The 26,002-nt window shown below is 65.1% G+C and carries 28 protein-coding genes; 4 read left to right on the top strand and 24 right to left on the bottom strand.

From position 1 onward, the window contains the following. Nucleotides 1-269 precede the first annotated feature (269 nt). Nucleotides 270-425 (bottom strand): XapX domain-containing protein, encoded by a 156-nt coding sequence (locus GAK28_RS18615; protein ID WP_291782780.1) that lies wholly within the window; start codon nt 423-425, stop codon nt 270-272. Next, nucleotides 422-982 (bottom strand): NADPH-dependent FMN reductase, encoded by a 561-nt coding sequence (locus GAK28_RS18610; protein ID WP_291782777.1) that lies wholly within the window; start codon nt 980-982, stop codon nt 422-424. Before GAK28_RS18610 ends, GAK28_RS18615 begins: the two co-directional genes overlap by 4 nt. A 95-nt stretch (nt 983-1,077) precedes the next feature. On the opposite strand from GAK28_RS18610, the gene GAK28_RS18605 reads away from it, so the two are divergent. Together GAK28_RS18605 and GAK28_RS18600 are read left to right on the top strand one after the other, a co-directional pair. Further along, a complete protein-coding gene (locus tag GAK28_RS18605; protein WP_291782775.1) occupies nt 1,078-1,839 on the top strand; it encodes an AraC family transcriptional regulator in 762 nt (253 codons plus the stop codon). A 270-nt stretch (nt 1,840-2,109) separates the two neighbouring features. Further along, the gene (locus GAK28_RS18600) at nt 2,110-3,777 is read left to right on the top strand and encodes a M4 family metallopeptidase (RefSeq protein WP_291782773.1); all 1,668 of its coding nucleotides are present in this window, start codon (nt 2,110-2,112) and stop codon (nt 3,775-3,777) included. A gap of 18 nt (nt 3,778-3,795) precedes the next feature. On the opposite strand, the gene GAK28_RS18595 is transcribed toward GAK28_RS18600, so the two are convergent. Next, nucleotides 3,796-4,944: an MFS transporter gene (locus tag GAK28_RS18595; RefSeq protein WP_291782770.1), complete on the bottom strand. Its 1,149-nt coding sequence runs from the start codon at nt 4,942-4,944 to the stop codon at nt 3,796-3,798. A gap of 173 nt (nt 4,945-5,117) precedes the next feature. Here GAK28_RS18595 and GAK28_RS18590 point away from each other — a divergent pair, with 173 nt between their 5' ends. Next, nucleotides 5,118-6,104: an AraC family transcriptional regulator gene (locus GAK28_RS18590; protein ID WP_291782767.1), complete on the top strand. Its 987-nt coding sequence runs from the start codon at nt 5,118-5,120 to the stop codon at nt 6,102-6,104. Here GAK28_RS18590 and queC read toward each other — a convergent pair. The 12 genes from queC to GAK28_RS18530 form a co-directional block, all read right to left on the bottom strand. Then, nucleotides 6,095-6,778: a 7-cyano-7-deazaguanine synthase QueC gene (queC, locus tag GAK28_RS18585; protein ID WP_291782765.1), complete on the bottom strand. Its 684-nt coding sequence runs from the start codon at nt 6,776-6,778 to the stop codon at nt 6,095-6,097. The genes GAK28_RS18590 and queC overlap by 10 nt on opposite strands. A gap of 23 nt (nt 6,779-6,801) precedes the next feature. Then, nucleotides 6,802-7,494 (bottom strand): 7-carboxy-7-deazaguanine synthase QueE, encoded by a 693-nt coding sequence (queE, locus tag GAK28_RS18580; RefSeq protein ID WP_291782763.1) that lies wholly within the window; start codon nt 7,492-7,494, stop codon nt 6,802-6,804. Nucleotides 7,495-7,498: 4 nt separating this feature from the next. Beyond that, complete coding sequence (gene ybgF, locus GAK28_RS18575; protein ID WP_291782760.1) at nt 7,499-8,341, bottom strand: tol-pal system protein YbgF; 843 nt, start codon at nt 8,339-8,341, stop codon at nt 7,499-7,501. Between the two features lie 3 nt (nt 8,342-8,344). After that, complete coding sequence (gene pal / locus GAK28_RS18570; protein ID WP_291782757.1) at nt 8,345-8,854, bottom strand: peptidoglycan-associated lipoprotein Pal; 510 nt, start codon at nt 8,852-8,854, stop codon at nt 8,345-8,347. Between the two features lie 254 nt (nt 8,855-9,108). After that, the gene (gene tolB / locus GAK28_RS18565; RefSeq protein ID WP_291782754.1) at nt 9,109-10,425 is read right to left on the bottom strand and encodes a Tol-Pal system beta propeller repeat protein TolB; all 1,317 of its coding nucleotides are present in this window, start codon (nt 10,423-10,425) and stop codon (nt 9,109-9,111) included. A gap of 124 nt (nt 10,426-10,549) precedes the next feature. Beyond that, the gene (locus GAK28_RS18560) at nt 10,550-11,491 is read right to left on the bottom strand and encodes a cell envelope integrity protein TolA (RefSeq protein ID WP_291782751.1); all 942 of its coding nucleotides are present in this window, start codon (nt 11,489-11,491) and stop codon (nt 10,550-10,552) included. Next, a complete protein-coding gene (gene tolR, locus GAK28_RS18555; RefSeq protein ID WP_166947428.1) occupies nt 11,478-11,921 on the bottom strand; it encodes a protein TolR in 444 nt (147 codons plus the stop codon). The genes GAK28_RS18560 and tolR overlap by 14 nt, the downstream gene beginning before the upstream one ends. A gap of 15 nt (nt 11,922-11,936) precedes the next feature. Continuing rightward, complete coding sequence (tolQ, locus tag GAK28_RS18550) at nt 11,937-12,620, bottom strand: protein TolQ (protein WP_291782745.1); 684 nt, start codon at nt 12,618-12,620, stop codon at nt 11,937-11,939. A gap of 51 nt (nt 12,621-12,671) precedes the next feature. Beyond that, nucleotides 12,672-13,061: a tol-pal system-associated acyl-CoA thioesterase gene (gene ybgC / locus GAK28_RS18545; RefSeq protein ID WP_291782743.1), complete on the bottom strand. Its 390-nt coding sequence runs from the start codon at nt 13,059-13,061 to the stop codon at nt 12,672-12,674. Next, nucleotides 13,058-14,098, bottom strand: coding sequence for a Holliday junction branch migration DNA helicase RuvB (gene ruvB, locus GAK28_RS18540; RefSeq protein ID WP_291782740.1), 1,041 nt, complete (start codon nt 14,096-14,098; stop codon nt 13,058-13,060). The genes ybgC and ruvB overlap by 4 nt, the downstream gene beginning before the upstream one ends. Before the next feature lie 158 nt (nt 14,099-14,256). Further along, entirely contained in the window at nt 14,257-15,054 is a 798-nt protein-coding gene (locus GAK28_RS18535; RefSeq protein ID WP_291782737.1) for a hypothetical protein, read from the bottom strand. Between the two features lies 1 nt (nt 15,055). Further along, nucleotides 15,056-15,448, bottom strand: coding sequence for a hypothetical protein (locus GAK28_RS18530; RefSeq protein WP_291782734.1), 393 nt, complete (start codon nt 15,446-15,448; stop codon nt 15,056-15,058). Between the two features lie 191 nt (nt 15,449-15,639). Between GAK28_RS18530 and GAK28_RS18525 the strand changes: the two genes are divergently transcribed. Beyond that, entirely contained in the window at nt 15,640-15,849 is a 210-nt protein-coding gene (locus GAK28_RS18525) for a hypothetical protein (RefSeq protein WP_291782731.1), read from the top strand. 64 nt (nt 15,850-15,913) lie between these two features. On the opposite strand, the gene GAK28_RS18520 is transcribed toward GAK28_RS18525, so the two are convergent. The 9 genes from GAK28_RS18520 to clpB form a co-directional block, all read right to left on the bottom strand. Then, nucleotides 15,914-17,806, bottom strand: a complete 1,893-nt coding sequence (locus tag GAK28_RS18520; protein ID WP_291782729.1) for a potassium transporter Kup — start codon at nt 17,804-17,806, stop codon at nt 15,914-15,916. Nucleotides 17,807-17,817: 11 nt separating this feature from the next. Further along, entirely contained in the window at nt 17,818-18,414 is a 597-nt protein-coding gene (gene ruvA, locus GAK28_RS18515) for a Holliday junction branch migration protein RuvA (protein WP_291782726.1), read from the bottom strand. Further along, nucleotides 18,411-18,932: a crossover junction endodeoxyribonuclease RuvC gene (gene ruvC, locus GAK28_RS18510; protein WP_291782723.1), complete on the bottom strand. Its 522-nt coding sequence runs from the start codon at nt 18,930-18,932 to the stop codon at nt 18,411-18,413. The genes ruvA and ruvC overlap by 4 nt, the downstream gene beginning before the upstream one ends. 43 nt (nt 18,933-18,975) lie before the next feature. Continuing rightward, nucleotides 18,976-19,722: a YebC/PmpR family DNA-binding transcriptional regulator gene (locus GAK28_RS18505; RefSeq protein ID WP_291782720.1), complete on the bottom strand. Its 747-nt coding sequence runs from the start codon at nt 19,720-19,722 to the stop codon at nt 18,976-18,978. A 136-nt stretch (nt 19,723-19,858) separates the two neighbouring features. Next, entirely contained in the window at nt 19,859-20,485 is a 627-nt protein-coding gene (locus GAK28_RS18500) for an alpha/beta fold hydrolase (RefSeq protein ID WP_291782717.1), read from the bottom strand. Between the two features lie 16 nt (nt 20,486-20,501). Beyond that, entirely contained in the window at nt 20,502-22,271 is a 1,770-nt protein-coding gene (aspS, locus tag GAK28_RS18495) for an aspartate--tRNA ligase (RefSeq protein ID WP_291782714.1), read from the bottom strand. A 97-nt stretch (nt 22,272-22,368) separates the two neighbouring features. Next, on the bottom strand, nt 22,369-22,917 hold the full coding sequence (locus tag GAK28_RS18490; protein ID WP_291782711.1) for a DUF3011 domain-containing protein: 549 nt from the start codon (nt 22,915-22,917) through the stop codon (nt 22,369-22,371). A 95-nt stretch (nt 22,918-23,012) separates the two neighbouring features. Further along, a complete protein-coding gene (locus GAK28_RS18485) occupies nt 23,013-23,291 on the bottom strand; it encodes a zinc ribbon domain-containing protein (RefSeq protein ID WP_291782708.1) in 279 nt (92 codons plus the stop codon). A gap of 112 nt (nt 23,292-23,403) precedes the next feature. Further along, nucleotides 23,404-25,986 carry an ATP-dependent chaperone ClpB gene (gene clpB / locus GAK28_RS18480; protein ID WP_291782705.1) on the bottom strand — a complete coding sequence of 861 codons (2,583 nt, stop codon included), beginning with the start codon at nt 25,984-25,986 and terminating at the stop codon, nt 23,404-23,406. Nucleotides 25,987-26,002: the final 16 nt, after the last annotated feature.

The following is a 26,002-nucleotide window of genomic DNA, read 5'->3' as shown; positions in this document are numbered from 1 at the left end:
AGATCGACTCGCCCGCCTTGCCCTCCGACGCGTTGCCCAGCATCCCCCGGGCACCCAGCGCCTGTAGCGAGGTGTTGTCCAGTCCCAGACCGCTTCCCGTGACGATGCCGACCATGATCCCTTCCTTCTCACTGGTGTAGGTAACCGCCCGGCGTTTGCGGCGGTGTCTTACAGGTGATCCAGGGATCCGGAAAATTGTTTAGGCCCCGCGAGCGGGCCTGGACGATCGACAGAATAATTTCACGATGTCCAAATTTGCATATTTCGATTCAACGAAGGTACTGGACGATCACGCTACCCAGAAAGCAGCCCACCGCACCGACAATGCCCGGCAGGCTCGCTGGCGCGGGAATAGGCAGGCGAAGCAAGGCGAACAGGACACCCACGACCAACCCGGTGGTCAGGGCGATCAAGCAGGTGGTCATGCCACATACTCCACGGGCGCCAGGCGCTCGAGGAATGCGTGCAGTTGCGCACCGATGAAGCGTAGCGCCGCCTCGTCGACCATGCGGCCATCGCGGATCTTTTCGCTGGCGTGCGTCACCACCATCTCCTGCATGGGCGGCAGCACGCAAAGCATCGATGCCAGCGTTTCGCGCAACTGGAACTGCGCACGCACGCCGCCCAGGCTGCCGTTGGACTGGGTGACGAAGAGCACCGGCTTGCCCATCATGCAACTGGCTCGCACGGGGCGGGAGAGCCAGTCGAGCGTGTTCTTTAGCACACCGGGGATGCCGTGGTTGTATTCGGGCACGGCCATGATGACCGCATCCGCTCGCTGGACGCGTGCACGCGCGTTGATCACCGGAAGCGGCAAGGCCTCCGATTCGAGGTCCGCGCTGTAATGAGGCAGTTCGCCGATATCCAGCGTCGACCAGGTGGCATGAGCTGGCAACAGTTCGGCGAGGCTGGAAAGGATGGCGCTGGAATGGGAGTCCTTGCGCAGGCTTCCGGAGAGGCCGATGAGATGCAGGGATGACATGGTGGTGTACCTCCGAGGGGATGAGGTATACGTTAGGCAAAAGTTTTCGACCTATATTTCGCCAATCTGCCAACCCCTTTCGCCGGACCGCCACCATGCCACCGCGCCGCTCCGCCTCCGCGCCATCGTCGGCCAACCGCGTCGCCCATGCCGCGGGTGTCGCGATCGGCCCGCACACGCATGACGATGGCCAGCTCACGCTGGCGGTCGAGGGCAGTGTCCGTATCCAGGACGAAACCGGCTGGCATCTTGCGACCCCGGGCACCGCGGTGTGGGTGCCGCCACGTCGGCGCCACGCGGCAAGCTATCCAAAGTCGTGCGAGCTGATCCGCATGCATCTTCCCGCAGCCATGTCGGACGGACTTCCGGATCGCTGCGCCCTGTTGCCGATGTCCACGCTCGCCGTCGAGCTGGTGCGGCGCGCATCGCGACTCACCGCGCAGGACAGTCGCGAACTCACGCTATTGAACGAACTGCTGTTGATCCAACTCGCGGACCGTCCCTCTCTCGCCGATTTCTCCGTACCCGATGCCAAGGACAAGCGCGTGAGAATGGTCACGCGCCACCTGCGCGATCACCCCGCGTCGAATGAAACCCTGGCCGAACTGGGTACTCGCGTCGGTACCAGCGAGCGAACACTGGCAAGGAAATTCCAGGAAGAAACCGGCCTGAATTTCAGGCAGTGGCGTGACCGGCTGCGTATCGTCGCCGCGATCGAACGCATGATCCAGGGCGAACCGTTGACCGCCGTCGCGATCGATGTCGGCTATAGCGGTGCAAGCAGCTTCACCACGGCGTTCACCCGCCTGGTGGGTAACTCGCCGGGCGAGTATCTGCGCGGGCTCAGGCGCCTCTGATGCGTTCACGCCAGAACGATGTCATGCCATCCGAATTTGCATAATTCATCACTCTGCAAACGCAATTTCTTGCGCTTACCCTACCCCGCCACAACGAACAGGTCGTTCCCTGGAGGAAACGACGAAGGCGTTTTCGATGATTCCCGGCATGCCATGCTCGGGTCTCGCGGATCGACGGTCCGCGTTATCGCGTCGGTGGGGGCCGACGCCCATGCATGCCCACGGTACATGCGAGACCGTGACGGGCACATGTCCATCTAGGGAGGAAGTATGCGACTGCGTGTAACTTTGCTTGCCGCCGCCATGTTCGGCATCGTCGGAACGGTGTCCGCCGCCGACGTCGACCGCCAGGCCGTGATCGACCGGGCGTTGAATCTCGTCAACGCCCATCCGGATAGTTTCAATCTGCCAGCGACCAACCTGTCGCGTTCCGCGAGGACGCTGTCGCTGGCTACCGCCCAGCCCAGCACGGGCTCCGACCAGTTCAAGGCCCGCGATGTCATCGTCGATGCCGATGGCACGGAACACGTGCGACTGGATCGCTTCTTCGGCGGCCTGCCCGTCGTCGGCGGCGATGTCGTATCCCATTCGCACAGTGGCGTGCTCAATAGCGTGAGCATGAAGCTCGCCACCGCGAAGCGCCCTTCGGTCACGCCGAAGATCAGCGCCGACCGGGCCCGCGTGGAAGCGGCCGCCGCGTTCCCCGGCGACATCAACGGTGTGCCCGAAACCTCGCTGGCGCTGTATGCGCGCGGCATCGCTCCGACGCTCGCCTATCAGGTGCATGTGCTTGGCGAACGCAACGACGGCGTGCCCATCGGCGACATCATCTATTACGTCGATGCGCAGACCGGCGCCATCCTCGGTCTCGACGACCAGGTGGAGACCGCCGCCGCACAGGGCACGGGCAAGTCGCTCACGCTAGGCAATGTCACCATCACCACGAATTCCGTGAGCGGCGGTTTCCAGCTGGTCGATCCGAGCCGCGGCAACGGCGCGACCTACGACGCGCACAACCAGTCCGACGTGTTCAACACCTCGGCCGCCACGCTCTACACCAACACCACCAATACCTGGGGCAACAACGCCACCTCGGATCGTGCCACCGTCGCCAGCGATATTTATTACGGCGTGGCCGCCACCTGGGACTACTACAAGAACGTGCACGGACGCACGGGCATTTTCAACGACGGCAAGGGCGTGAAGACGTATGCGCACGTTGGCCAGAATTACGTCAACGCGTTCTGGTATGCCAGCACGAAGAGCATGTACTACGGCGACGGCAACATCAGCCAGGGCTACCTGCCGCTGGTGGCGCTCGATGTCGCCGGTCACGAGATGAGCCACGGCGTGAACAGCGCCACCGCCAACCTCGGCTACTACGGTGTAAAGGACAGCGGCGGCCTCAACGAAGCCAACTCCGACATCCTCGGTACACTGGTCGAGTTCAACGCCAACGTACCGGGACATCCGGGCAACTACCTGATCGGCGAAGCGGTGTATTCGAGCAACCCGAACGGCACCAAGGCGCTGCGCCTGATGTTCAAGCAGGACGCCGATGGCCGTTCCTTCAGCTGCTATCCGACGGGCGGCTTCACCGCGTCGAAGACCAACCAGGGCGGCGTTTATGATCCGCACTACAGCTCGGGCGTGGGCAACCGCTTCTTCTACCTGCTGGCCGAAGGCCCGGTCGTGCCGACGGGCTTCAACTACCAGCCCAAGGATCTGGTCTGCAACGGCAACACCAGCTTCGCCGGCATCGGTCGCGACAAGGCAGGCAAGATCTGGTATCGCGCGTTGAGCGTGTATTTCACCTCAACCTCGACCTACACGGATGCGCGTGCCGCCACCATCAAGGCGGCCAACGATCTCTATGGAGCGAACTCCACGGAGTCGAAGGCCGTCGCCACCGCATGGAGCGCGGTGTCGGTCAACTGAGCATGACGACGGGGCGGCTCAGGCCGCCCCGTCCTCCGCGACCGTGTCGAACGTCGTGTGTGCGCGGAAGCCGAAGGAGATCACCAGCGTAGCCACCAGCAACACGAGCGCACTGGCGACGAACACCGCCTTCACGCCGGCCGCGTCGAAGACCACGCCACCCATTGCCGCACCCGTGGTGATCGCCAGTTGCACCGCGGCCACCATCAAGCCGCCACCGCTTTCGGCTTCGTCGGGCACGATACGCGTGACCCAGGTGGTCCACGCCACCGGAATCGCACCGAAGGCCATGCCCCACAGCGATACGAGCACGGCGTGCAGCAAGGGCATCGTGCCCGATGCGAGCAACACCAGCGCGATCAGCGCCATCGCGAACGGCATCGTCACCAGGGTGACCCAGAGGCTACGTTCGAGCAGCAGACCGGCCAACGACGTACCGATGAAGTTGGCGACACCGAAGCCGAGCAGGATCGCGGACAGGCCATTCACGTTCACCCCCGTCACCGTTTCGAGGAAGGGACGCAGGTAGGTGAAGAACGCGAAGTGGCCGGTGAAGACCAGGATGCACGCGAACATGCCGCGCGCCATGCCCTGTCGCTTGAGCACCTCGATGAGCGTGCCGAGGTTGGTGTTGCCGTTGGCCGACATGCTGGGCAGCGCGACCAGCTTCCAGACGAAGGCCAGCGTGCCGATACCCGCCGCGAGCAGGAACACCGCTCGCCAGCCAATCAGGCCACCGAAATAGCTACCCAGCGGCGCCGCCGCGATGGTCGCCAGCGATACCCCGCTGAAGAGAATCGACAGCGCGCGCGGCACGTGTGACTCCGGCACCAGGCGCATCGTGGTGGCTGCCGCCATCGTCCAGAAGCCACCAAGGGCGATACCGAGGATCACGCGCGCCGCCAGCACCACGGCAAGACTCGGCGCGAAGGCGACGAGGAAATTGGAAATCAGCAACATCACGGAAAAGCCGAGCAGGACCCAGCGACGATCCATGCTGCGGGTGAGCGACGCCGTGAACAGGCTGGTGACCATGGCGACGATCGCCGTGACGGTGACGGTCTGGCCAGCCACGCCCTCGGACACGCCCAGCCCCGCCGCCATCGGCGTGAGCAGGCTAGCCGGCAGGAACTCGGCGGTGACCAAGGCGAACACGCCCAGGGTCATGGACAGGACCGCGCCCCATCGAGGCGCAGAGGGCGACGCACCGCCCTGAACGTTCGGAACGGAAGGATTCATGGGATAGGGGAAAGCAGAAAAGGATGGGAGTAGACTACGGGCCGGCACCCGGACGGTCTATGACGATCGATCCGAATATCTTGATCATTCGTCCAGATTTGATGAACTCCCTTCCCTCCACGACGCACGACGGCACCGACCTCACCAGCGAATTGCTGATGGGCATGCGGCTCATCGGCGTGGAGTACCGGCGGATCGAACTGGCACCCCCGCTAGGGCTTTCCTTTGGAAAAGCCGCCGGGCTGGCCCACTTCCATTTCGTCGGCCGCGGCCCGGTGCACCTGCGCTGCGCCAGCGGAAAGACCTATCGCCTCGACACCGGCGATGCCGTGCTGATGCCGCACGGCGGGGAGCACGAAGTGGTTTCCGCGCTGGATGTTTCGCCCTGCCTGGATGTCCGCGAGCTGGAAGCGACCACGCTCTGCCCTACCGTCACCTCCATCGAACGACCCGGCAGCGATGCCGATGCGGGCAAGGAAGCCTTGATCTTCAGCGGCTGCATGGAGTTCGACCTGGGCGGCATGCAGATGCTGGTGGCCTCGATGCCCGAGGTGATGCTGGTTGCCACGTTGCTCGACCGCTACCCGGAACTGCGCGTCATGCTCGAGGCGATGGAGCGCGAATCGTGCACGAAGCGCGCGGGCTTCGCCGGCGTCTTTTCGCGACTGGCCGACGTGGTGGCCGCCTTTATCGTCCGCGCCTGGGTCGAGTGCGGCTGCGGTGACGCCACGGGCTGGGTGCAGGCGCTGCGTGATCCACGACTGGGCAAGGTGATCCTTGCCATGCATCGCGATCCGGGCAAGGCGTGGACCGTGGCGAACCTCGCCGAGGAAATGGGCAGTTCGCGCTCGGTGTTCGCCGAGCGCTTCCTCGAAGTCACGGGCATGACTCCCGTGCGGTATCTCACCGAACTGCGCATGCGCCTGGCCGCGCAGTGGATCGGGCGCGATCGGGAATCGATCGAAAGCGTCGCGTTTCGCCTGGGTTATGGCTCACTCGCCGCTTTCAGCCGCGCGTTCAAGCGCACCATCGGTCATCCGCCGGGCGCCATACGCGGCCACGGCGGCATGGCGCACGCTCACACGTAACGCGTGGTGTCCTTCTCGCCGGCCTTGGCGAAGCCCTCGGCGCGCAGGCGGCAGGCATCGCAATGGCCGCAGGCACGGCCTTCGGCATCGGCGTTGTAGCAGCTCACGGTCTGCGAGAAATCCACGCCCAGGCGCACGCCTTCGCGCACGATGTCACCCTTGCCCATGTTCATCAGCGGCGCGTGGATACGGATGCCCGCGCCTTCGACGCCCGCCTTCGTGGCGACGTTGGCAAGCGCCTCGTAGGCGTCGATGAAGGCCGGGCGGCAATCGGGGTAACCCGAGTAATCCACGGCGTTGACGCCGCAGAAGATATCCGTGGAACCGAGCACTTCGGCCCAGCCCAGGGCGATCGACAGCATGATCGTGTTGCGCGCCGGCACATAGGTGACGGGAATGCCGTCGCCGCCTTCGTCCGGCACGTCGATGTTGTCGGTGAGCGCCGAGCCGCCGATGCTGCGCAGGTCGACATGCACGGTCTTGTGACGCTTCGCGCCCAGCATGTTCGAGACGCGCTCGGAGGCTTCCAGCTCGGAGCTATGGCGCTGGCCATAGGCGACGCTCAGCGCATACACCTCGAAACCCTGCTCATGGGCCATCGCGATCGTGACCGCGGAATCCATGCCGCCGGATACGAGGATGACGGCCTTGCGGGGAGTGTTCGAGGTGTTCATGGCTACGCCTTTTTAGAAATTACTCAATGACCCGCCGCGTCGTTCCAGAGCAGCTTGTGCAGCTGAAGCTGGAAACGCACCGGCAGTCGTTCTTCGATGATCCATTCGGCGAGTTCGCGCGGCTCGACCTTGCCCCACACCGGCGAGAACAGCGGCATCGCCTTGCGGTCGATCGCATGCTCGCGGACGGCGTCGCGCGCCCATTCGAAATCGCCACGGCTGGCGATCACGAACTTCACCTGGTCGTGCGGCAGCAGGTGGTCGAGGTTGGACCAGAGGTTGCGCGCGCTTTCGCCGGAGTCCGGCGGCTTCAGGTCCATGACCTTGCGCACGCGTGGATCGACGTTGGCCACATCGAGCGCGCCGGAGGTCTCCAGGGAGACGTCATGACCCGCGTCGCAGAGCTTGCGCAGCAGGATCAGGCAGCGCTTCTGCGACAGCGGCTCGCCACCGGTGACGCAGACATGGCGCGCGCCATAGCTGGCGACCTGGGCCACGATATCGTCGATGTCGTGCCACTGCCCGCCGTGGAAGGAGTACTCGGTATCGCACCAGACGCAGCGCAACGGGCAGCCCGTGAGGCGCACGAATACCGTGGGCCAGCCGATCGCATCGGCCTCGCCCTGTACGGAGTGGAAGATCTCGGTGATCCGCAGGCGCTCCTTGACGGGAGCGACCGGCGGAACGCCCGCCGGAGTTGCGGTGTTGCCGTTCATGGGATCAGTTGGCCGTCTGGCGCTGCAGGCGGCGCAGGCGTTCCTGTGCGAGGCCTGCGGCCTTGGTGCCCGGATACTTCGTGGTGACCTGCTTGAGCGTGGCGATCGCGGCGTCCTGCTGCTTCAGCTCGATCTGGCAATAACCGACCTTGAGCAGGCCGTCGGAGACCTTCTCGCTCTGCGGGTAGTTCTTGACCAGCCGCTGGAAGGCCTCGATGGCCACCGGGTAGTTCATGGTCACGTAGTACGACTCGCCCAGCCAATAATAGGCGTTGGGAGCGAGCGGGCTATCCGGGTACTTGGTGAGGAAGTCGCGGAAGCCGCGCGAGGCAGTGACGTAATCGCCACCCCGCAGGGACTTGAACGCGGCATCGTAGGCGGCCTGCTCGGCCGGCGACGCCTGGCCCGGGCTGCTGGAGGCGGCGGCCGGCGCCTGGGCGGCGGCAGGCTGCTGCTGGGCAGAGGGTGCGGCGGGAGCGGGCGCGGACGCCTGAGGCGCCGGAGCGGCGGCCTGCGGCGCGGGAGCACCGCCCTTTTCGAGACGACCCAGCCGCGAATCGACGTCCGCGTACTGCGCCTTCTGGGATTCCTGGAGCTGCTGGTTCTGGTGCTGCAGCTCTTCGATTTGCCCCTGGAGCTGGGCAAGCTGCTGTTGCAGGTCGTTGACCTGGTTCACCAGCGTGGTCGTGCCGGCGTTGGCCTGGTTCTGCTGCTCGAGCCGCGACACGCGGTCGGCGAGGCTGAGGCGATCCTGGGCGGTGGCGGGCAGCGCAAAAAGCGTGGCGGACGCGATCGCGCCCGCCACGCCAAGCCTGGCCGTGAAACTGTTAGCCAGAGTCTTCTTCATTACTTACTTCGCGGTGTACACGATCTCGACGCGACGGTTCTTGGACCAGCAGTCTTCGTTGTGCTCACGGCAGACCGGCTTTTCCTTGCCGTAGCTGGTCACGTTGACCTGGCTGGCCGAGCCGCCAGCAGCCTGGAGGGAGCTGGACACGGCATTGCCACGACGCTCGCCGAGGCCCAGGTTGTACTCGCGGGTGCCGCGCTCGTCGGTATTGCCCTCGAGGGTCATGGCCGACTGCGGACGGTCACGCAGGTACTTGGCGTGGCAAGCGATGATCTGCTGGAACTCCGGCTTGACGTCGTTCTTGTCGAAGTCGAAGTAGACAACGCGCTGGCGCAGGCAAGCGTCGGTGTCGAGATCCGACGGCTGGTACTTGCCGTCGTTGGTGGGCTGCTGGGTCTGGGTGACCGGCTCCGACGGCTGTGCCGGCGGGGTCTTGACCTGCTTCTTGGAGCAAGCGACCGCGCCCACGCAGAGCAGGGCGGCCAGGGTGATGGTAACGGTCTTGTTCATGGGACGTTCCTTCAACAGTTGAGTTCCGACAGTCGATTTACGGTTTCGGGACAGACACCGCCGGTTGTCCGGCTGTTTTTCTACTTACATCCACGCTGACGGGGCGCTGTCCCGCACCCTACGCCTTCGTTCCGTCGACCGCCGGAAGGCGGCCGCCGGGTGTTCCTTCATTCGTTCGTCCGCAGAAAAGGCGCGGAACGATCCGCGCCCTTCCCTGGGACGTTGTCAAGGTCGCTGCCCTTGCGGGCGCGCCCTCAACGCTGTCGGTAGGGCCCCCAGGCCGGCTCGCGCACGTCGCCGTCCGCGAGGACCAGGCGTTGACGTACGGCACCGTCTGCCGAAACCGCATACAGGACGCCACGCGTACCCTGCGATGCCGCATACAGCAGCATGCTCGCGTTAGGGGCGAAGCTGGGCGAATCGTCCACGTTACCGGGCGAGACGAAACGCACCTGGCCACCCAGGCTACGGTCCATGATGGCGATACGATACACGTTCCCGTTGCCCTGCACCATCGCAATCTGCTTACCGTCGTAGCTCACTGCGGCACTGGCGTTGAAGGCACCCTGGAAGGTGATCCGCGTGGCGTTTCCGCCGCCGACCGAGGTCTGGTAGAGCTGCGGCTTGCCGGCACGATCGGAGGTGAAAATGATGCTTTGACCGTCCGGGGTGAAGGTCGGCTCGGTGTCGATCGCGAAGTTGTTGGTGATCCGGGTCTCGGTGTGGCTGGCGACGTCGATGATGAAGATCTCCGGGTTACCCACGTACGACAGGCTCACCGCCAGCTTGCTGCCGTCCGGCGACCAGGCCGGGGCGCTGTTGATGCCCTTCGGGTGCGAGGCGATCAGGCTACGCGAGCCGGTGGAGATGTTCTGCACGTAGACGGCCGAGTTGCCGCTTTCGAACGAGACGTAGGCGATCTTGCTGCCGTCCGGCGACCAGGCCGGCGACAGTAGCGACTCGCGCGAGCGGGCCACGGTCTGCGGATTGAAGCCGTCCGAGTCGGCCACGATCAGCGAATAGGTGGTGTTGTTGCCCGTGCCGACGGCGGTCACGTAGGCGATGCGGGTCCAGAAGGCGCCGCGGACGCCAGTGATCTTTTCGTAGATCTGGTCGGCGATCTGGTGGGCCACGCCACGCAGGTCACCCGCCGGGGCGGTGAACGACTGGGCGAGCAGGCTCTGCTGACGGTTCACGTCCCACAGCTCGTAGTCGATCTTGAGCATGCCGCCGCCGGCGTCGTTGATGCGGCCGACGGTGATGAAGTCCTGCTTGAGCAGGCGCCAGGTGGCGAACTTGATGTCCGAACCCTGCGACGGGGTCTCGACGATGTCGTTCTTGTCCAGCGAGCGGAACTTGCCGGAGCGGTTGAAATCGGCGCGGATGACGTCGGCCACGTCGGTCGGCAGCGGTGCGCCACCCGACTGGGCGAAGGGCACCACGGCGATCGGGGTGGCCGTCTTCAGGCCGCCCACGATGTCCACGTTGAGCGACTGGGCGGCGGCGGGGCCGGCCACGAAGGCGGTCAAGGCGGCCAGGAGGATGACGAGTCGGGAGAGCGTTCTACGCATGGGCGGGTTCATTGCGACCTGGATGAGGGGACGGCGACGGAATCTTAACGCGGGGGCCGCTTGGAGCGTGACCCTAGTCTGAACCGCCCCGCCCAGGACCATGCCCAAGGCGGGGCGTCTTGCATCATTGCGGCCTGAACGTGAAGGTGAGGTTGCGCTGGAAGACATCCTCGAAGCCCTGGTACGGCAAGGGCTGCGCGCGCAACACGGCGTTCTCGATGGAGGCCTTGCCCGCCGCATCGTACGGACAGCTGGAGTCGGCCTTGGCACTGAGTACCTGGCCACCCGGGATCTGCACGATATGGACGATGCACGCTGCGGCCGGGGTGTTGTCCGGACGCAGCCAGTTCGGTGTCACCGCGTTCTGGATCGCCGCGATGTAGGCCGCCTGCTTGCTGTTGTCCTTGCCGTTCTGGCCGGTCTGGACCTTATCGGCGTACGGCAGGTCCTCGCGCCCGTCGTCCTTGGCGTTCTGGAGGTCCTTCAGCTGCTGATCGGCCTGCTTCTTCTTGGCGTCGGCCTGCTTCGTCTGCGACTTGGCGGCGTCGAGCTGCTTGAAGATCTCGTCGATCTGCTTCTGCTTTTCCTTCTTTTTTTCTTCCTGCTGGGCGTCCAGCTCGGCCTGCCGCTGACGCTGTTTCTCTTCCTGAAGCTTCTTGGCGTCCTCGGCCTTCTGCACGGCGTCGTCGACGACCTTTTCCTGGTCCTTCAGGTCAGGCTGCTTCGGCGGCGGCGGCAGCGTCTCCACCTTCGGCTTTTCGGGCTGCGGCGGGGTCGGCGTAGGCTGGGCAGGCGGCGGGGGCACCGTGTTGGGCACCGGCTTCTGGGTGTGCTTCGGCGGCGGCGCGCCCGTGGGACCGATCAGCGTGGCCTCGATGATCTGGCCGGGCAGCTGGATCGGCGCCGGGCACTTCAGCGGATTCCACTCGGCAGGCAGGCCAATGGCCTCGGCCCACTTCTCGTAGTCCGAGCACGGAATGATCGCGAGGCCCAGGAAGGCCACGATGCCGAGATGCAGGAGCGCGGCCAGGACGACCGCGCGCGGGGTACCGTTACGGTTTTCCATTCTGCGCGGACTGCGGCTGGCTCATCAGGCCGATCTTGGAGACGCCCGCTTCCTGGAGGATCGGGAGGATCGAATACACCTTGCCGTAGCCCACGCGCTGGTCACCCGCGACCAGCACCTGCAGCTCGGGGTTGGCGTCGTGGAACGCGGTGACCTTCTTGCGGAACTCGTCCTCGCTCACCGGCTCGCGCTTGGTGCCGTTGGCGGTGAGGTAGATCTGACCGTTCTCGTCGACCGAGACGACGATCGGATCCTTCTTGTCCTGCAAGGACTTGGCATTGGTCTGCGGAAGCTGGATGTCCACGCCGAGATTCATCATCGGCGTGGTGACCATGAAGATGATCAGCAGCACGAGCATCACGTCGATGTACGGCACGACGTTGATCTCGGACTTGAGCTTCCGCTTCTGACGGCGGTAGGAAGTGCGCATTGCTTACGCTCCGGCTCAGGCCGCGTCGTCGGTGTGGATCTGGCGCTGCAGCACCGAGGAGAATTCTTCCTGGAAGACCTCGTAGCGCGAGGCGATCCGCTCGACCTTGTTGGCGTAACGGTTGTACGCCCACACGGCCGGGATCGCGGCGAACAGGCCCATGGCCGTGGCGATCAGCGCTTCGGAGATGTGCGGGGCGACCACGGAAATGGTGACGTCCTTCATCTCGCCCAGGCCCTGGAAGGCGCCCATGATGCCCCACACCGTACCGAACAGGCCGATGTACGGGCTGATCGAGCCGACGTTGGCGAGGAATTCGAGGTTGGACTCCAGCTTGCCGATCTCGCGGGTGCCGGCAACGCGCATGGCTCGCTCCGAGCCTTCCATGACGCGATTGGCATCGGTGACACGACGCTGACGCTGGCGGGCGAACTCGCGGAAGCCGGCCTCGAAAATGTTCTCCATGCCGTGCTGGCCTTCGCGGTTGCCCACTTCACGGAACAGGGCGGCCAGGTCGGCGCCGGACCAGAAGCGGTCTTCGAAGGCCTCGGCGTTGGTATGGGCCTGCTTCAGCTGGTTGAACTTGCGGATGATGATCACCCACGACAGGAACGAGAAGCCCAGCAGGAGCAGCATGACCAGCTGTACGGGCAGGCTCGCTTCCGCGACCAGCTTGAAAATATTGAGTCCACCGTTCATCGCAAGAAGGCTCTCCGCCGGAATATCAAGGGCTTAAGTGTTTTGGGGAAATCAGGAGGGAAACAGACCGGCCGGGATCTTTGCCGGGTGCATCGTGTCGAGATTGACCATCGCGACGCGTACCTCGGCATGGACCAGGAGGGTTTCCCCACGGACGATGTCCTGGCTGAACAGGATACTGGCAGAGCGCGTCTCTTTGACGGTTACGCTTACCAGGAGTTCATCATCCAGACGGCCCGGCGCATGGAAATCCAGGTGCATGTCCCGGACCACGAAGGCCAGGCGGGTCGTCTCGCGGATGCTGGACTGGTCCAGACCCTGGGCGCGCAGCCATTCGGTGCGGCCCCGTTCCAGATAGGCGACGAAGTTCGCGTGGTAGACCAGGCCGCCGGCGTCGGTGTCTTCCCAGTAGATGCGGATGGGCCAGGTGAAGGCGCTCATGACCCGCCCGGGAACAGGTCGGGCGTGGCGGCCTGCCGCGGCGGCGGATTCAGCCCCAGGTGGCGCCAGGCCTTGGCCGTGGCCATGCGGCCCCGCGCCGTGCGGACCAGAAAACCTTGCTGGATCAGGTACGGCTCGACCACGTCTTCCAACGTGCCACGGTCCTCGCTGAGGGCGGCGGCCAGTGACTCCACGCCGACCGGGCCCCCGTCGAAACTTTCGATGATGGTGCCCAGGAGGCGGCGATCGAGGTCGTCCACGCCCTCCGCGTCGATCCGCAGCATGTCGGTGGCGGCGCTGGCCATCTCGTAGGTGATGCGGCCGTCGCCGCGCACTTCCGCGTAGTCGCGGACCCGGCGCAGCAGTCGGTTGGCGATGCGGGGCGTGCCCCGCGAGCGCCGGGCGATTTCCAGGGCGCCGTCCACGTCGCAATCGACGCCGATGATCCGGGCCGCGCGGCGGACGATCGCCGCCAGCTCGTCCACGCTGTAGAACTCCAGGCGCTGGATGATGCCGAAGCGGTCGCGCAGCGGTCCCGTGAGCATGCCGGCGCGGGTCGTCGCGCCGATCAGGGTGAACGGCGGCAGGTCGAGCTTGATCGAGCGGGCCGCGGGGCCCTCGCCGATCATGATGTCGATCTGGAAGTCTTCCATCGCCGGATAGAGCACTTCCTCCACCACGGGCGACAGACGGTGGATCTCGTCGACGAAAAGAACGTCGTTCGCCTCGAGGTTGGTCAGCAGCGCGGCGAGGTCGCCGGCGCGCTCGAGCACCGGACCCGACGTGGAGCGGACGTTGACGCCCAGCTCGTTGGCGATGACATGGGACAGCGTGGTCTTGCCCAGGCCCGGAGGCCCGAAGATCAACACGTGGTCCAGCGCCCCACCCCGTCGCCGGGCCGCCTCGATATAGATGGCCATCTGCTCGCGCACCGCCTTCTGGCCAAGGTATTCGGCAAGACGCTTGGGGCGGATGCTGGCTTCCAGCGCCTCGTCGTCCATGGCGGCGGCGGAAGAAATGATGCGATGGTCGGACATACCTGCATTATGGCATGGCCGGATCGCGCGCAAGCGCGCTCCTACAGGCGCGCGCGATGCTCTTTTGGATTTCGACCTGTGTGTCCGGCCCTATGATGGCGCACCCTGCGCGCGACAGCGCGTGCACGCAGGGTACGCTCTTGCAACGGCTCGGTATCTCAGTCGTCTGCTGCGCCGCCGAGTGCCCTGGCCACAGCCAGCAACGCATCTCGATTGGCTTGCACCTGCTGATGGTCCAATGGTTGCAGATCCAGCCGGTAAACGGAGCGATCCGTGACCCAACCCAACGAAAGGATGGTTACCCCATCATCGGACCGAGACACCTTCAGTGCCCCTGGATATCCATGAATATCGACGTTGAGGGTCTCCTTGACGAGGGTGATCGATCCTCCGCCGCCCTTGTATTCGTACTCGCTCAATTCGATGAAGCCCAGGGCGGGGACATCCCAGGATCGCATCGTTCCCGTCCAGCGGCCGTCCTGGAGTCCTCCGGATGTCGCGATGTCCGTTAGGGGAACGCCGTCCAGCACACTCCCTGAAATCGAAATCGGCTCGTAATGCAATTGAGACCGAATATCTGAGATCGATCGACCGAACGTTCCCCCGTTCCGGCCTTCGACCGTGGAGCGCCGGATACGCCGGGATTCCTTGCGAAGGTCACGCACCTCGGCTGCCGATACGCTGGCCGCGCCGGACGCCTCTTGCTCGGCAAGCTCCCTGCGAATCTGTTCCGCCAACAATCCGACGTAAGGCGATTCATCCAGCGAAAGGATGTGGACTCCCGACAGGGCGGAAATGCGCTTCATGTCGACCCCGTCTTCCTGCGCCTGATGAACACTCTGGGGAGACATCTGCGCAAGGTCGGCCACCGATGGTTCTTCACCCGCATTCGCCGTCGCGGAGCCCAAGGCAACGCATGCAAGGCCGAGACATGCTTTCAACTTCAAGTTCGTCATGTCACCACTCCCTCAGGTTGCAATCGGTTGCGATCGTGTACTCGGTAGCCAGAAAGCGAAGATTGTCCCCAAACACATGAACTCCCCTGACGGTATTCCTGGATACGTCACCGATGTCCCCGGCATAGGAACGCCACGTCACATTCCAGGGCGCGGTCACAACGTGCCCGCCAACGGCCCCAAAGCCCACGTGATGACTTTCGGTGTACATGAAGTGCGTCTTCAACTGAGGACGATCATAGGTGACCGATTCGTTCACCGTGCCGCCAACGCAATTGGCACGGCTCAGCCACTTGATGGCCGCCGAGGCATCTGCAGATACGAAAAACAGAAGCGCCGCCAAACAACCCATTCGTGTTCGATGCATATCGCATCCTTGATTGACGTCCGGCATCCGGACATCGATCAAGGTATGCAGCACGAGCCGGTTTAAATGCAGGCGATACCCGATACGGATAGCAGGAGGCAGGTAGACACCCCTCCAGGGCGAGCCCCACCGAGATTCGGCGAGGGCATCCCCAACATCCACTTGGCCTCGTGATCCTCAATGAAACCGATCATTCCGCCGGGAAGGAATCCGTCACCATGATCAAGGAGTGGGTGAATATCGAGGTCAATGGCCAGCCAGGCACCGCCAAGACGGCACGCGATGCATCGGGACGCACTCTCGTGACCGTCGGCTGGGCCAACACGCGGAAGCTTTACTCGCTGCAACTGCAGCCACTACATCCAGAGGTCCATGCGGCGAATCAGGCGAAGCTTCTGGAGATCGCGCGCAAACTGATCGAGACGTGATGGTCTCGCGTATCCATCGATCCACTGGTGACGGGTGCCAACAGCAGGCACCCGTCACCAGCGATCAGATCTCGACCTGTGCGCCCAGCTCGATCAGGCGATTGCCTGGAATCTGGAAGAACGCGGTCGCCGGCAGTGCGTTGCGGGCGAGGAAGGCGAACAGCTTGTCGCGCCACAGGGCCATGCCCGGGCGACGGGCGTCGGCGACGATGTTTTCGCGGGACAGGAAGAACGTGGTGTCCATCATGTCGAAGTCGATGCCCAGGACCGTGGCGCGCTGGAGCGAGGCCGGGATGTTGGGATCCTCGGCGAAACCGTAGCGCAGCTGCAGGCCGTAGAAGCCGCCGCCGTACTCGATCAGCTCCATGCGTTCCTCGTAGTCGGCCACCGGGGTTTCCAGCATCTCGACGGTAAGCAACACGTTGCGCTCGTGGAGCACCTTGTTGTGCTTAAGGTTGTGCAGCATGGCATGCGGCACGGAGTTCTGGTTGGCGGTAAGGAACACGGCCGTGCCCGGCACGCGCAGCGGCGGGTGGTCGGCGATGTTCGCCACGAAGGGCTCCAGCGCGAGGCCCGACTGCTTGATTTCGCGCACCACGAGGTCGCGACCGCGGCGCCAGGTGGTCATCACGGTGAAGATCACCACGCCGAGTACCAGCGGGAACCAGCCGCCATGGGCGATCTTCAGCGCGTTGGCGCCAAAGAAGGCCAGGTCGACGATAAGGAAGATCACGCCCACGGTGATGACGGCGGACCAATGCCAGTTCCAGCGACGCTTGGCGACCACCAGGGCGAGCAGGGTCGTCATGGTCATGGTGCCGGTCACGGCGATGCCGTAGGCCGCGCCGAGGTTGTTCGACGAACGGAAGCCCAGTACCGCGAGCACCACCAGCACGAGCAGCAGGCGGTTGATCCAGGGCACGAAGATCTGGCCCGACATCTCACGCGAAGTGTGCACCACGGCCATGCGCGGCGAGTAACCCAGCGACATCGCCTCGCGGGTCATCGAGAAGGCGCCGGAGATCACGGCCTGCGAGGCGATCACCGCCGCGGCCGTGGCCAGGGCGATCATCGGATACAGCAGCGACTCGGGAACCAGCTTGTAGAACGGATTCTCGATGGCGGTCGGGTCGTTGAGCAGCAGCGCGCCCTGGCCGAAGTAGTTGATGAGCAGCGCGGGCAGCACGAAGAAGAACCAGGCGTAGCGGATGGGCTTCTTGCCGAAGTGGCCCATGTCCGCATACAGGGCTTCACCGCCGGTCAGCGCGAGCACCACGCCGCCGAGGGCGATGAAGGACTGCTTGCCGTGCTCCATGAAGAAATGCACGGCGTAGCTCGGATTGACCGCGTAGAGCACCTGCGGATGCGTCACGATCTGGCGCGCGCCGAGGATGGCGACGACGATGAACCACACGCACATCACGGGCGCGAATGCCTTGCCCACCAGGTTGGTGCCATGACGCTGGATCGCGAACAGCGCGAGCAGGATCACCAGGCAAATCGGCAGCACGTAGGTATCGAGCGATGGCGCGGCCACCTCGATACCCTCCACCGCCGACAGCACCGACATCGCCGGTGTGATGACGCCATCGCCATAGAACAGCGACGCACCGAAGATACCGATCGCGGCGAGCACCCAGCGGGCGCGCGGCGAGCCGCTGACGCTGCGCTGCGCGAGCGCCATCAGCGCCATGATGCCGCCCTCGCCCTTGTTGTCCGCCCGCATCACGAAGGTGACGTACTTGAGCGAGATCACGATGAGCAGCGACCAGAAGATCAGCGAGAGCACGCCGAGCACCGCGGCGGGCTGCGGCGTCATGCCGTGCGTGCCGAGGGTTTCCTTCATCGTGTACAGCGGGCTGGTACCGATGTCGCCGAACACGACGCCGATGGCGCCCAGGGCGAGCGTTGCCAGCTTCTTGCCGTGCGCGTTGCGGAGTTCTTCGGCGTGAGTCATGCCCATGGGTATCAGCTTCCCAGCGCGGCGCGCAGCGCCTTGCGGATGATGGTTTCGGCGGTGTCGCCTTCGGCGCTCACCTTGGTAACGAGGCGCAGGGCCTCGGGCGGCTTGTAGCCGAGTTGCTGGAGGGCGACGGTGGCTTCGCCGACCGGGTCGAGCGCCGCGGATTCGCCCGCGGCGGACACGGGCAGGCGCACGCCGGTGGCTTCCACGCGATCGCGCAGCTCCACCACCATGCGTTCGGCAGTTTTCTTGCCGATGCCGGGAATCTTGGTCAGCGCGACGACATCGCCGGCATGCACCAGGCGAGAGAGTTCGTCGGTGGAAACGCCGGAAAGCACGGCCAGCGCGATCTTCGCGCCGATGCCGGACACCTTCAGCAGGTGCCGGAACATCGCGCGTTCGGCCTCGCGCAGGAAACCGTAGAGCGCCACGCCGTCTTCCTTCACCGCGTAATGGGTGAGGAGGATCACTTCCTTGCCGGTGGCCGGCAGGTCGTAGATGGTCGACATCGGTGCGTCGACCTCGTAGCCGACGCCGCCCACCTCAATGAGGAGCGACGGAGGCTGCTTGCTTACCAGGGTGCCACGCAGGCGGCCGATCATCGGCGACGTCTCCAAGCCGTGCGCGGAATACCCACGCGTTCGATACTGGATCGGGTGTGCGCATGGGCGATCGCGATCGCCAATGCGTCGGCGGCGTCCGCCTGCAACGGCCCCTTGAGGCCGAGGATCATCCCGATCATGTGCTGGACCTGGGTCTTGTCGGCGCGGCCGGTACCGACCACCGCCTGCTTCACCTCGGTCGCTGCATATTCGTGCACGACGATTCCCTGGCTGACCACGGCACACACGGCCGCGCCACGCGCCTGCCCGAGTTTCAGGGCCGAATCCGCGTTGCGGGCCATGAACACGCGCTCGATCGCGGCTTCCGCCGGACCGTGCGCGCCGATAATGGCGCAGAGTTCGTCAAAGATACGTTTCAGGCGGAGCGGGAAGGTCGCCTCCCCGCCCACCACCAGCGCGCCGTGCCAAACGTGGGTCAGCGCGCCGTTGTCCGCCACGTCGATCACGCCGACACCCGTGCGCTGACTACCCGGATCGATACCTAGGATACGGGTCATGACAGCGAATGAAGCGCGTGGACGACGAAAGGCCCGAAGGGCCTCACGCGTCCTCGGCGTCCGACGGCAGGACGGCGTTGTGGTAGACCTCGTCCACGTCGTCGAGGCTGTCCAGGCGTTCGAGCAGTTTCTGGAACTGTTCCAGCGCTTCGCCGGTGGGCGTCACGAGCGGGCCGTTGGGCCGCATGACCACATCGGAGCCGTCGATCTCGAAGCCGGCGGCGGCCAGGGCCTTGCGCATGGCCTCGACAGCGATGGGGTCGGCCGCCAGCAACACCGTGCCGACGCCGTTTTCGATGGCGATGTCTTCGGCGTTGTTCTCGATGGCGGCTTCTTCCAGCTTCGCCTCGACATCGGCGTCACCGCCGGTGTGGACCAGCACCTGGCCCACGCGGGTGAACTGGAACGCCACCGAGTTGGTGGTGCCCATGTTGCCACCGAGCTTGTTCAGCGCCGCGCGCACGTCGGCGACGGTGCGGGTCTGGTTGTCGGTCACGCAGTCGATGATCAGCGCGGTACCCGCCGGGCCGTAGCCCTCGTAGCGGATCTCGTGCATGTCGGCGCCGCCGTCGGCACCCGAGCCGCGCTTGATGGCGCGCTCGATGGTGTCCTTGGTCATGTTGGCGGCCAGGGCCTTGTCCATGGCAGCGCGCAGGCGCGGGTTGCCGTTGGGGTCGGGCACGCCGCCACGCGTGGCGATGGTGATTTCGCGGATCAGCTTCGTGAACACCTTGGCGCGCTTGGCGTCTTCGGCGTTCTTGCGACCTTCGATGGACGGGCCTCTACCCATGGGCGTTTCCTGGAGTTACCGGACGGACAGGGGCGCGATTCTAGCGGAAGTGGGTTACGGGGAGGGAAGCGAGGGGGCAATCATCTGTAGGAGCGCGCTTGCGCGCGATCGCGCGCAAGCGCGCTCCTACAGGGGGTCAGGCGTCGAAACGGCCGTCCCTGAGGAAAAACGCCACCTGGCGGGCGACATCGGCGGACACGAGCATCCCCGTGTGGCTGGTTTCCAGCACGCAGTGGTCGGCCAGCCCGGGCAGGCGGGTCTCCCCTACCCCCACGGTGCCGTCGTGCTCGTCGCCCAGTTCGCCGACGAAGGCGCCCAGCCCGACGGGCTGGCGACCGGCGATCATGCCGACCTCGCGACCGCCATCCCAGCGGTCGAGACCATGTTCGAGCAGTTCACGGGAGCGGCCCAGCAGCATGTCGCCGCCCCAGCGATGGGTGAGTCCTCGGGCGGCACCGCTGCCGTTGAGCGGCGAACCCAGGCAGACGATGCGGCCACTGGGCAGGTCGTCATCGCGGCAGGCCAGCAGGGCCAGGATGCCCCCAAGGCTGTGCCCCACCACGTGAACGGGCGCGGGTCCAAGGGCCCGGATGCGCTTGCGGAGCCGCGCGATCGCCTGTTCGGGCGGCGCGGCGACGCTCATGTATTCGAACTGGTGGACGCGGAAGCCATCCTCGCGAAGCCGTCGATGGAGCATCGCCATGGCGATGCCCCGCATCCACAAACCATGGAGGAGCAGGACATCGTCAGGCGGGGCATTCATCAGCGGGCGTTCCGGATCAGGCTTTCGGCGTCTCCGCGGCGACGCGGACGTGCAGTTCCTTCAGCTGCGGCTCCGAGACCGCCGACGGGGCGTCGGTCATCAGGTCCTGCGCGCTGGTGGTCTTCGGGAAGGCGATGACGTCGCGGATGGACTCGGTGCCGGCCATGAGCGCGGCGATGCGGTCGATACCGAAGGCCAGGCCGCCGTGCGGCGGCGCGCCCAGGCGCAGGGCCTTGAGCAGGAAGCCGAACTTGGCCTCGGCCTCGTCCGCGCCAATGCCGAGCAGGTCGAACACTGCGCTCTGCATCTCCGGACGATGGATACGGATGGAGCCGCCACCGATCTCGTTGCCGTTGAGCACCATGTCGTAGCCGCGGCTGACCGCGACGCCGGCGTTGGCGCGCAGGTCGGCGATATCGTCGACCTTCGGCGCGGTGAACGGATGGTGGAGCGCGACGTAGCGCTGCTCCTCGTCGTCGTACTCGAACATCGGGAAGTCGGTGACCCACAGCGGCTTCCAGCTGGTTTCCACCAAGCCACGGTCACGACCGGCCTTCAGGCGTACGGCACCCATGAAATCGGTGACCGTCTTCCAGCGCCCGGCGCCGAAGAACACGATGTCGCCATCGGCGGCAGCGGTGAGTGCAAGGACCTGCTCCAGCGCGGCGTCGTCGAGGAACTTGGCCACCGGCGAGTTGATGCCGTCGCGACCCTTGGCGAGGTCTTCGACCTTCAGCCAGGCCAGACCCTTGGCACCGTACTTGGCGGCGAACTCGGCCATGCCGTCGATCTCCTTGCGGGAGAGTGCGGCACCGCCCGGCACGCGCAGCGCGACCACGCGACCGGCCGGGTCGTTGGCCGGCTCGGCGAACACCTTGAATTCGATGTGCTTCACGGCGTCGGCGATGTCAACCAGTTCCATCGGGTTGCGCAGGTCGGGCTTGTCGGAGCCGAAGCGGCGCATGGCCTCCGCGTAGGTCATGCGCGGGAAGCTGGCGTCCAGCTCCACACCGCGCACCTCGCGGAACACGTGGCGGATCAGGTCCTCCACGAAGTCCTGCACATCGCGCTCTTCGACGAAGGCGAACTCGAGGTCGAGCTGGGTGAATTCCGGCTGGCGATCGGCGCGGAGGTCTTCGTCGCGGAAGCAGCGGGCGATCTGGTAGTAGCGGTCGAAGCCCGCCACCATCAGGATCTGCTTGAACAGCTGCGGCGACTGCGGCAGCGCGTAGAACTGCCCCGGGTGCACGCGGCTGGGCACGAGGTAGTCGCGCGCGCCTTCCGGCGTGGCCTTGGTGAGGATCGGGGTCTCGATGTCCTGGAAGCCGGCGTCGTCGAGGTAACGGCGCAGGGCGCGGACCAGCGAGGTGCGCGTGCGCATCATGTGCTGCATGTCCGGACGGCGCAGGTCGAGGTAGCGGTAGGTCATCCGCAGGTCCTCGTTGGGCGTCTCGTGCAGCGCAAACGGCAGGTCGCGCGCGGCGTTGAGGATCTCGACCTTGTCGGCCAGCAGCTCGATCGTGCCGGTCTTGAGCTTGTCGTTGACCGACAGGCGCTTGCGGATCTGGCCGGTGACCTTCACCACGTATTCGTAACCCAGTTCACCGGCGACGGCGAAGGCATCCGCGTTTTCGCGCTCGATCACGACCTGGGCGATGCCATGGTGGTCGCGAAGGTCGACGAAGGCCGTGTGGCTCTGGAGACGGATGGTGTCGACCCAACCGCAGAGGGTGACGTCCTGACCGATCAGCGACTCGTCGATGAGGCCGCAAAAATGGGTGCGCATGCGCTTGAAGCTCCGGCTACCGCGAAAGCGGTCTGTGGCATGGGAAAAGACCCCGGATCGTAGCACGATCCGGAGTCTTCCCTACCGTTACCGGTGTTTAGCGACCACCCACGGAGAAGATGCCGCGGCAGCCCCGATCGACCCAGATACCGTCGCGATCCACGCCCCAGGTGCGGCCTTGGTCGCAGGCGGCGTCGGAGTTCTGCCGGATCAGACGGACGCCACCACGGATGTCCACGTTGCAGTGGCCCCAGCGTCCGTTACTGCTGCCGCAGTCGACGGTCTGCTGGGGTCCACCCCAGCCGCCACCCGGACGATCACCGCCCCACCCGGGACGACCACCGCCCCAGCCCGGGCGATCACCACCACCCCAGCCACCGGCGTCGGCGAAGACACCACGGCATCCGCGGTCCACCCAGATGACGCCGCCATCGATACCCCACGTGCGACCGCGGATGCAGTCGGCATTGGAGTCCTGGCGGATCAGACGGGCATCGCGCCAGCCAACGCGGCATTCGCCGCGACGGTTGTCGCTGCTGCCGCAATCTCGCGTGTCGCCATAGCGCTGTGCGTGCGCCGGGACAGACACCGCACTCATCGTCACCGCCATCGCCACCACGGCAAGGCCACCCAGGACAGCTCGCATAACCCCCACTCCTTCGTTCAGATGGATCGTGGGGCGTACGCTAGCGCAGGAAATTGCAACCCGGATTGAACGATTTCTTGCGCCAACATTGCCGTTCAGGTGTCGGAGCCGCCCGAGGGTGCCGGGGCTGGCGCAGGGGCTGGCGCCGGGGTTCCGGAAGAACCTTCGGCCAGGTTGCGCTTCTTGTCGCCGTCCTTCTTGAAGTCGGTCTCATACCAACCACCACCGGCCAGGCGAAACTGCGGCGCGCTGAGCATGCGGCCCACCCGGGGCTCGCCGCACTGGGGGCAGGTCGAGGGATCGGCATCGGACATCTTCTGCAAGCGCTCGAAGCGATGGCCGCAGGCCTGGCACTGGAATTCGTAGATGGGCATGGCAGGAATCTCGGGTATTTCAGCCGCGCATTATGGCCTGTAGGAGCGCGCCTTGCGCGCGACCGGAGTGGTGATACCGGTCGCGCGCAAGTCGCGCTCCTACAACGGCCGGTCAGGCGGTCGTGAAGTGCAGATGGTTACCGTCCGAGTCGACCTTGATCGTCTGCCCGGGCGAGAACTCGCCCCGCAGGATGCGCTGGGCCAGCGGGTTCTCCAACTGCTGCTGGATCGCACGCTTCAGCGGACGGGCGCCGTATACCGGGTCGAAACCGGCACTGCCGAGCAGATCGAGCGCCGCATCGGAGATCTCCAGGCCCAGCTGGCGATCGGCAAGGCGCTTGCCCAGGTACGCCAGCTGGATGCGGGCGATCGAGCGGATCTGCTTCTTGTCCAGCGGACGGAACACCACCAGGTCGTCGAGGCGGTTGATGAACTCCGGACGGAAGTGCGCCTGCACCACGCCCAGCACCGAGGCCTTCATCTGCAGGTAGTCGGCCTCACTGTCGCCGGCCTGTTCCTGGATGAGGTTCGAACCCAGGTTGGAGGTCATCACGATGACCGTGTTACGGAAGTCCACGGTACGACCCTGACCATCCGTGAGGCGGCCGTCGTCGAGCATCTGCAGCAGGATGTTGAAGACGTCCGGATGGGCTTTTTCCACCTCGTCGAGCAGGATCACGCTGTACGGACGACGACGCACGGCCTCGGTCAGGTAGCCGCCTTCTTCGTAGCCCACGTAACCCGGAGGCGCGCCGACCAGCCGGCTCACGGAGTGCTTCTCCATGAACTCGCTCATGTCGATGCGGACCATCGCATCCTGCGTGTCGAAGAGGAAATCGGCCAGCGCCTTGCACAGTTCCGTCTTGCCCACGCCGGTGGGGCCGAGGAACAGGAACGAACCATACGGACGATTCGGGTCGGAAAGACCGGCACGCGCGCGATGGATTGCGTCGGAGACCGCACGCACCGCCTCTTCCTGGCCGACGACGCGACCATGCAGCGCATCTTCCATGTGCAGCAGTTTCTCGCGCTCGCCCTCGAGCATCTTCGCCACGGGGATGCCGGTCCAGCGGGCGACGACTTCGGCGATTTCCTCGGCGGTGACGCGGTCCTGCAATAGAGTGAAGTCCTGTTTCTCAGCCTGTTGCGCGGCGGCAAGCTGGGCTTCCAGTGCCGGCAGGCGGCCGTACTGGATCTCGCTCATCGCGCCGTAGTCCTGGCGACGCTGCGCGGCTTCCAGGTCGAGACGCGCCTGCTCGATCTGCTCCTTGATCTTGGTCGCTCCCTGCAACATAGCCTTTTCCGACTTCCACACTTCGTTGAGGTCGGAGAACTCGCGATCGAGCTTTTCGATGTCGGCTTCGAGGGTGGCAAGACGCTGCTTCGACTCGTCGTCCTGCTCCTTCTTCAGCATCTCGCGCTGGATCTTGAGCTGGATCAGTCGACGTTCGAGGCGATCGAGTTCTTCCGGCTTGGAATCGATCTCCATGCGGATACGCGAGGCCGCTTCGTCCATCAAGTCGATGGCCTTGTCGGGCAGCTGGCGATCGGGGATGTAGCGCGAGGACAGCGTCGCGGCGGCGACGATCGCCGGATCGGTGATCTCCACGCCGTGGTGCACCGCGTAACGCTCCTTGAGGCCACGCAGGATCGCGATGGTGTCCTCGACACTCGGCTCGCCCACGAACACCTTCTGGAAACGGCGCTCGAGCGCGGCGTCCTTCTCGACATATTTGCGGTATTCATCGAGCGTGGTCGCGCCGATGCAGTGCAGCTCGCCGCGCGCCAGCGCGGGCTTGAGCATGTTGCCCGCGTCCATCGCGCCATCGGCCTTGCCGGCGCCGACCATGGTGTGCAGCTCGTCGATGAAGAGGATCACGCGACCTTTCTGCTTGGAAAGATCGTTGAGCACGCCCTTCAGGCGCTCCTCGAATTCACCGCGGAACTTCGCGCCCGCGATCAGCGAGCCCATGTCCAGCGACAGCACGCGCTTGTCGCGCAGGCCCTCGGGCACCTCGCCGTTGACGATGCGCTGCGCAAGGCCTTCGACGATGGCGGTCTTGCCCACGCCCGGCTCGCCGATCAGCACGGGATTGTTCTTCGTACGACGCTGCAATACCTGGATGGTGCGGCGGATTTCCTCGTCGCGGCCGATCACCGGATCGAGCTTGCCGCTTTCGGCACGCTCGGTCAGGTCGATGGTGTATTTCTTCAGCGCCTGGCGCTGGTCCTCGGCGTTTTCCGACTGCACCTTTTCACCGCCACGTAGCTTGTCGATGGCGGCTTCCAGACGCTCCTTCGTGGCACCGGCAGCTTTCAATGCACCGCCCAGTTCGCCGCGATCCTCCAGCGCCGCCAGCACGAACAGCTCGCTGGCGATGAACTGGTCGCCGCGCTGCTGGGCCAGCTTGTCGGTGAGGTTGAGCACGCGGCTCAGATCGTTGCCGAGGTTGATCGTGCCTTCCTGCCCGCTGACCCGCGGCAAGCGGTCGAGGATCTCGCCCACGCGCTGGCGCAGGGCGGGCACGTTGACCTGGGCCTGGGTCAGCAGGGGCGCCGTGGAGCCGCCTTGCTGGTCGAGCAGCGCGGCCATGACGTGCACGGGTTCGAGCATATTGTTGTCGCGGCCCACGGCCATCGACTGCGCGTCGGCCAGCGCCTGCTGGAAACGCGACGTAAGTCTGTCCATTCGCATCGTTTGGTTTCTCCCA

Origin of the sequence: Luteibacter sp. (assembly GCF_009912395.1) — a bacterium.
Classification (GTDB): domain Bacteria; phylum Pseudomonadota; class Gammaproteobacteria; order Xanthomonadales; family Rhodanobacteraceae; genus Luteibacter.
The sequence above is the reverse complement of the archived record's forward strand: the minus strand, read 5'-3'. Positions and strand labels throughout refer to the sequence as shown.

What these genes read in the sequence shown, in the direction of transcription:
- GAK28_RS18520 (WP_291782729.1), bottom strand. Translation starts at nt 17,806, where the DNA reads ATGACTCACGCCGAAGAACTCCGCAACGCGCACGGCAAGAAGCTGGCA.
- GAK28_RS18485 (WP_291782708.1), bottom strand. Translation starts at nt 23,291, where the DNA reads ATGCCCATCTACGAATTCCAGTGCCAGGCCTGCGGCCATCGCTTCGAG.
- GAK28_RS18525 (WP_291782731.1), top strand. Translation starts at nt 15,640, where the DNA reads ATGATCAAGGAGTGGGTGAATATCGAGGTCAATGGCCAGCCAGGCACC.
- ybgF (WP_291782760.1), bottom strand. Translation starts at nt 8,341, where the DNA reads ATGAAGAAGACTCTGGCTAACAGTTTCACGGCCAGGCTTGGCGTGGCG.
- aspS (WP_291782714.1), bottom strand. Translation starts at nt 22,271, where the DNA reads ATGCGCACCCATTTTTGCGGCCTCATCGACGAGTCGCTGATCGGTCAG.
- queE (WP_291782763.1), bottom strand. Translation starts at nt 7,494, where the DNA reads ATGAACGGCAACACCGCAACTCCGGCGGGCGTTCCGCCGGTCGCTCCC.
- clpB (WP_291782705.1), bottom strand. Translation starts at nt 25,986, where the DNA reads ATGCGAATGGACAGACTTACGTCGCGTTTCCAGCAGGCGCTGGCCGAC.
- GAK28_RS18615 (WP_291782780.1), bottom strand. Translation starts at nt 425, where the DNA reads ATGACCACCTGCTTGATCGCCCTGACCACCGGGTTGGTCGTGGGTGTC.
- GAK28_RS18560 (WP_291782751.1), bottom strand. Translation starts at nt 11,491, where the DNA reads ATGGAAAACCGTAACGGTACCCCGCGCGCGGTCGTCCTGGCCGCGCTC.
- GAK28_RS18535 (WP_291782737.1), bottom strand. Translation starts at nt 15,054, where the DNA reads ATGACGAACTTGAAGTTGAAAGCATGTCTCGGCCTTGCATGCGTTGCC.
- ybgC (WP_291782743.1), bottom strand. Translation starts at nt 13,061, where the DNA reads ATGAGCGCCTTCACCTGGCCCATCCGCATCTACTGGGAAGACACCGAC.
- ruvB (WP_291782740.1), bottom strand. Translation starts at nt 14,098, where the DNA reads ATGTCCGACCATCGCATCATTTCTTCCGCCGCCGCCATGGACGACGAG.
- tolR (WP_166947428.1), bottom strand. Translation starts at nt 11,921, where the DNA reads ATGCGCACTTCCTACCGCCGTCAGAAGCGGAAGCTCAAGTCCGAGATC.
- GAK28_RS18490 (WP_291782711.1), bottom strand. Translation starts at nt 22,917, where the DNA reads ATGCGAGCTGTCCTGGGTGGCCTTGCCGTGGTGGCGATGGCGGTGACG.
- queC (WP_291782765.1), bottom strand. Translation starts at nt 6,778, where the DNA reads ATGAACACCTCGAACACTCCCCGCAAGGCCGTCATCCTCGTATCCGGC.
- ruvC (WP_291782723.1), bottom strand. Translation starts at nt 18,932, where the DNA reads ATGACCCGTATCCTAGGTATCGATCCGGGTAGTCAGCGCACGGGTGTC.
- GAK28_RS18530 (WP_291782734.1), bottom strand. Translation starts at nt 15,448, where the DNA reads ATGCCGGACGTCAATCAAGGATGCGATATGCATCGAACACGAATGGGT.
- GAK28_RS18600 (WP_291782773.1), top strand. Translation starts at nt 2,110, where the DNA reads ATGCGACTGCGTGTAACTTTGCTTGCCGCCGCCATGTTCGGCATCGTC.
- GAK28_RS18605 (WP_291782775.1), top strand. Translation starts at nt 1,078, where the DNA reads ATGCCACCGCGCCGCTCCGCCTCCGCGCCATCGTCGGCCAACCGCGTC.
- tolB (WP_291782754.1), bottom strand. Translation starts at nt 10,425, where the DNA reads ATGCGTAGAACGCTCTCCCGACTCGTCATCCTCCTGGCCGCCTTGACC.
- tolQ (WP_291782745.1), bottom strand. Translation starts at nt 12,620, where the DNA reads ATGAACGGTGGACTCAATATTTTCAAGCTGGTCGCGGAAGCGAGCCTG.
- GAK28_RS18500 (WP_291782717.1), bottom strand. Translation starts at nt 20,485, where the DNA reads ATGAATGCCCCGCCTGACGATGTCCTGCTCCTCCATGGTTTGTGGATG.
- GAK28_RS18505 (WP_291782720.1), bottom strand. Translation starts at nt 19,722, where the DNA reads ATGGGTAGAGGCCCGTCCATCGAAGGTCGCAAGAACGCCGAAGACGCC.
- GAK28_RS18595 (WP_291782770.1), bottom strand. Translation starts at nt 4,944, where the DNA reads ATGACCCTGGGCGTGTTCGCCTTGGTCACCGCCGAGTTCCTGCCGGCT.
- pal (WP_291782757.1), bottom strand. Translation starts at nt 8,854, where the DNA reads ATGAACAAGACCGTTACCATCACCCTGGCCGCCCTGCTCTGCGTGGGC.
- GAK28_RS18610 (WP_291782777.1), bottom strand. Translation starts at nt 982, where the DNA reads ATGTCATCCCTGCATCTCATCGGCCTCTCCGGAAGCCTGCGCAAGGAC.
- ruvA (WP_291782726.1), bottom strand. Translation starts at nt 18,414, where the DNA reads ATGATCGGCCGCCTGCGTGGCACCCTGGTAAGCAAGCAGCCTCCGTCG.
- GAK28_RS18590 (WP_291782767.1), top strand. Translation starts at nt 5,118, where the DNA reads ATGAACTCCCTTCCCTCCACGACGCACGACGGCACCGACCTCACCAGC.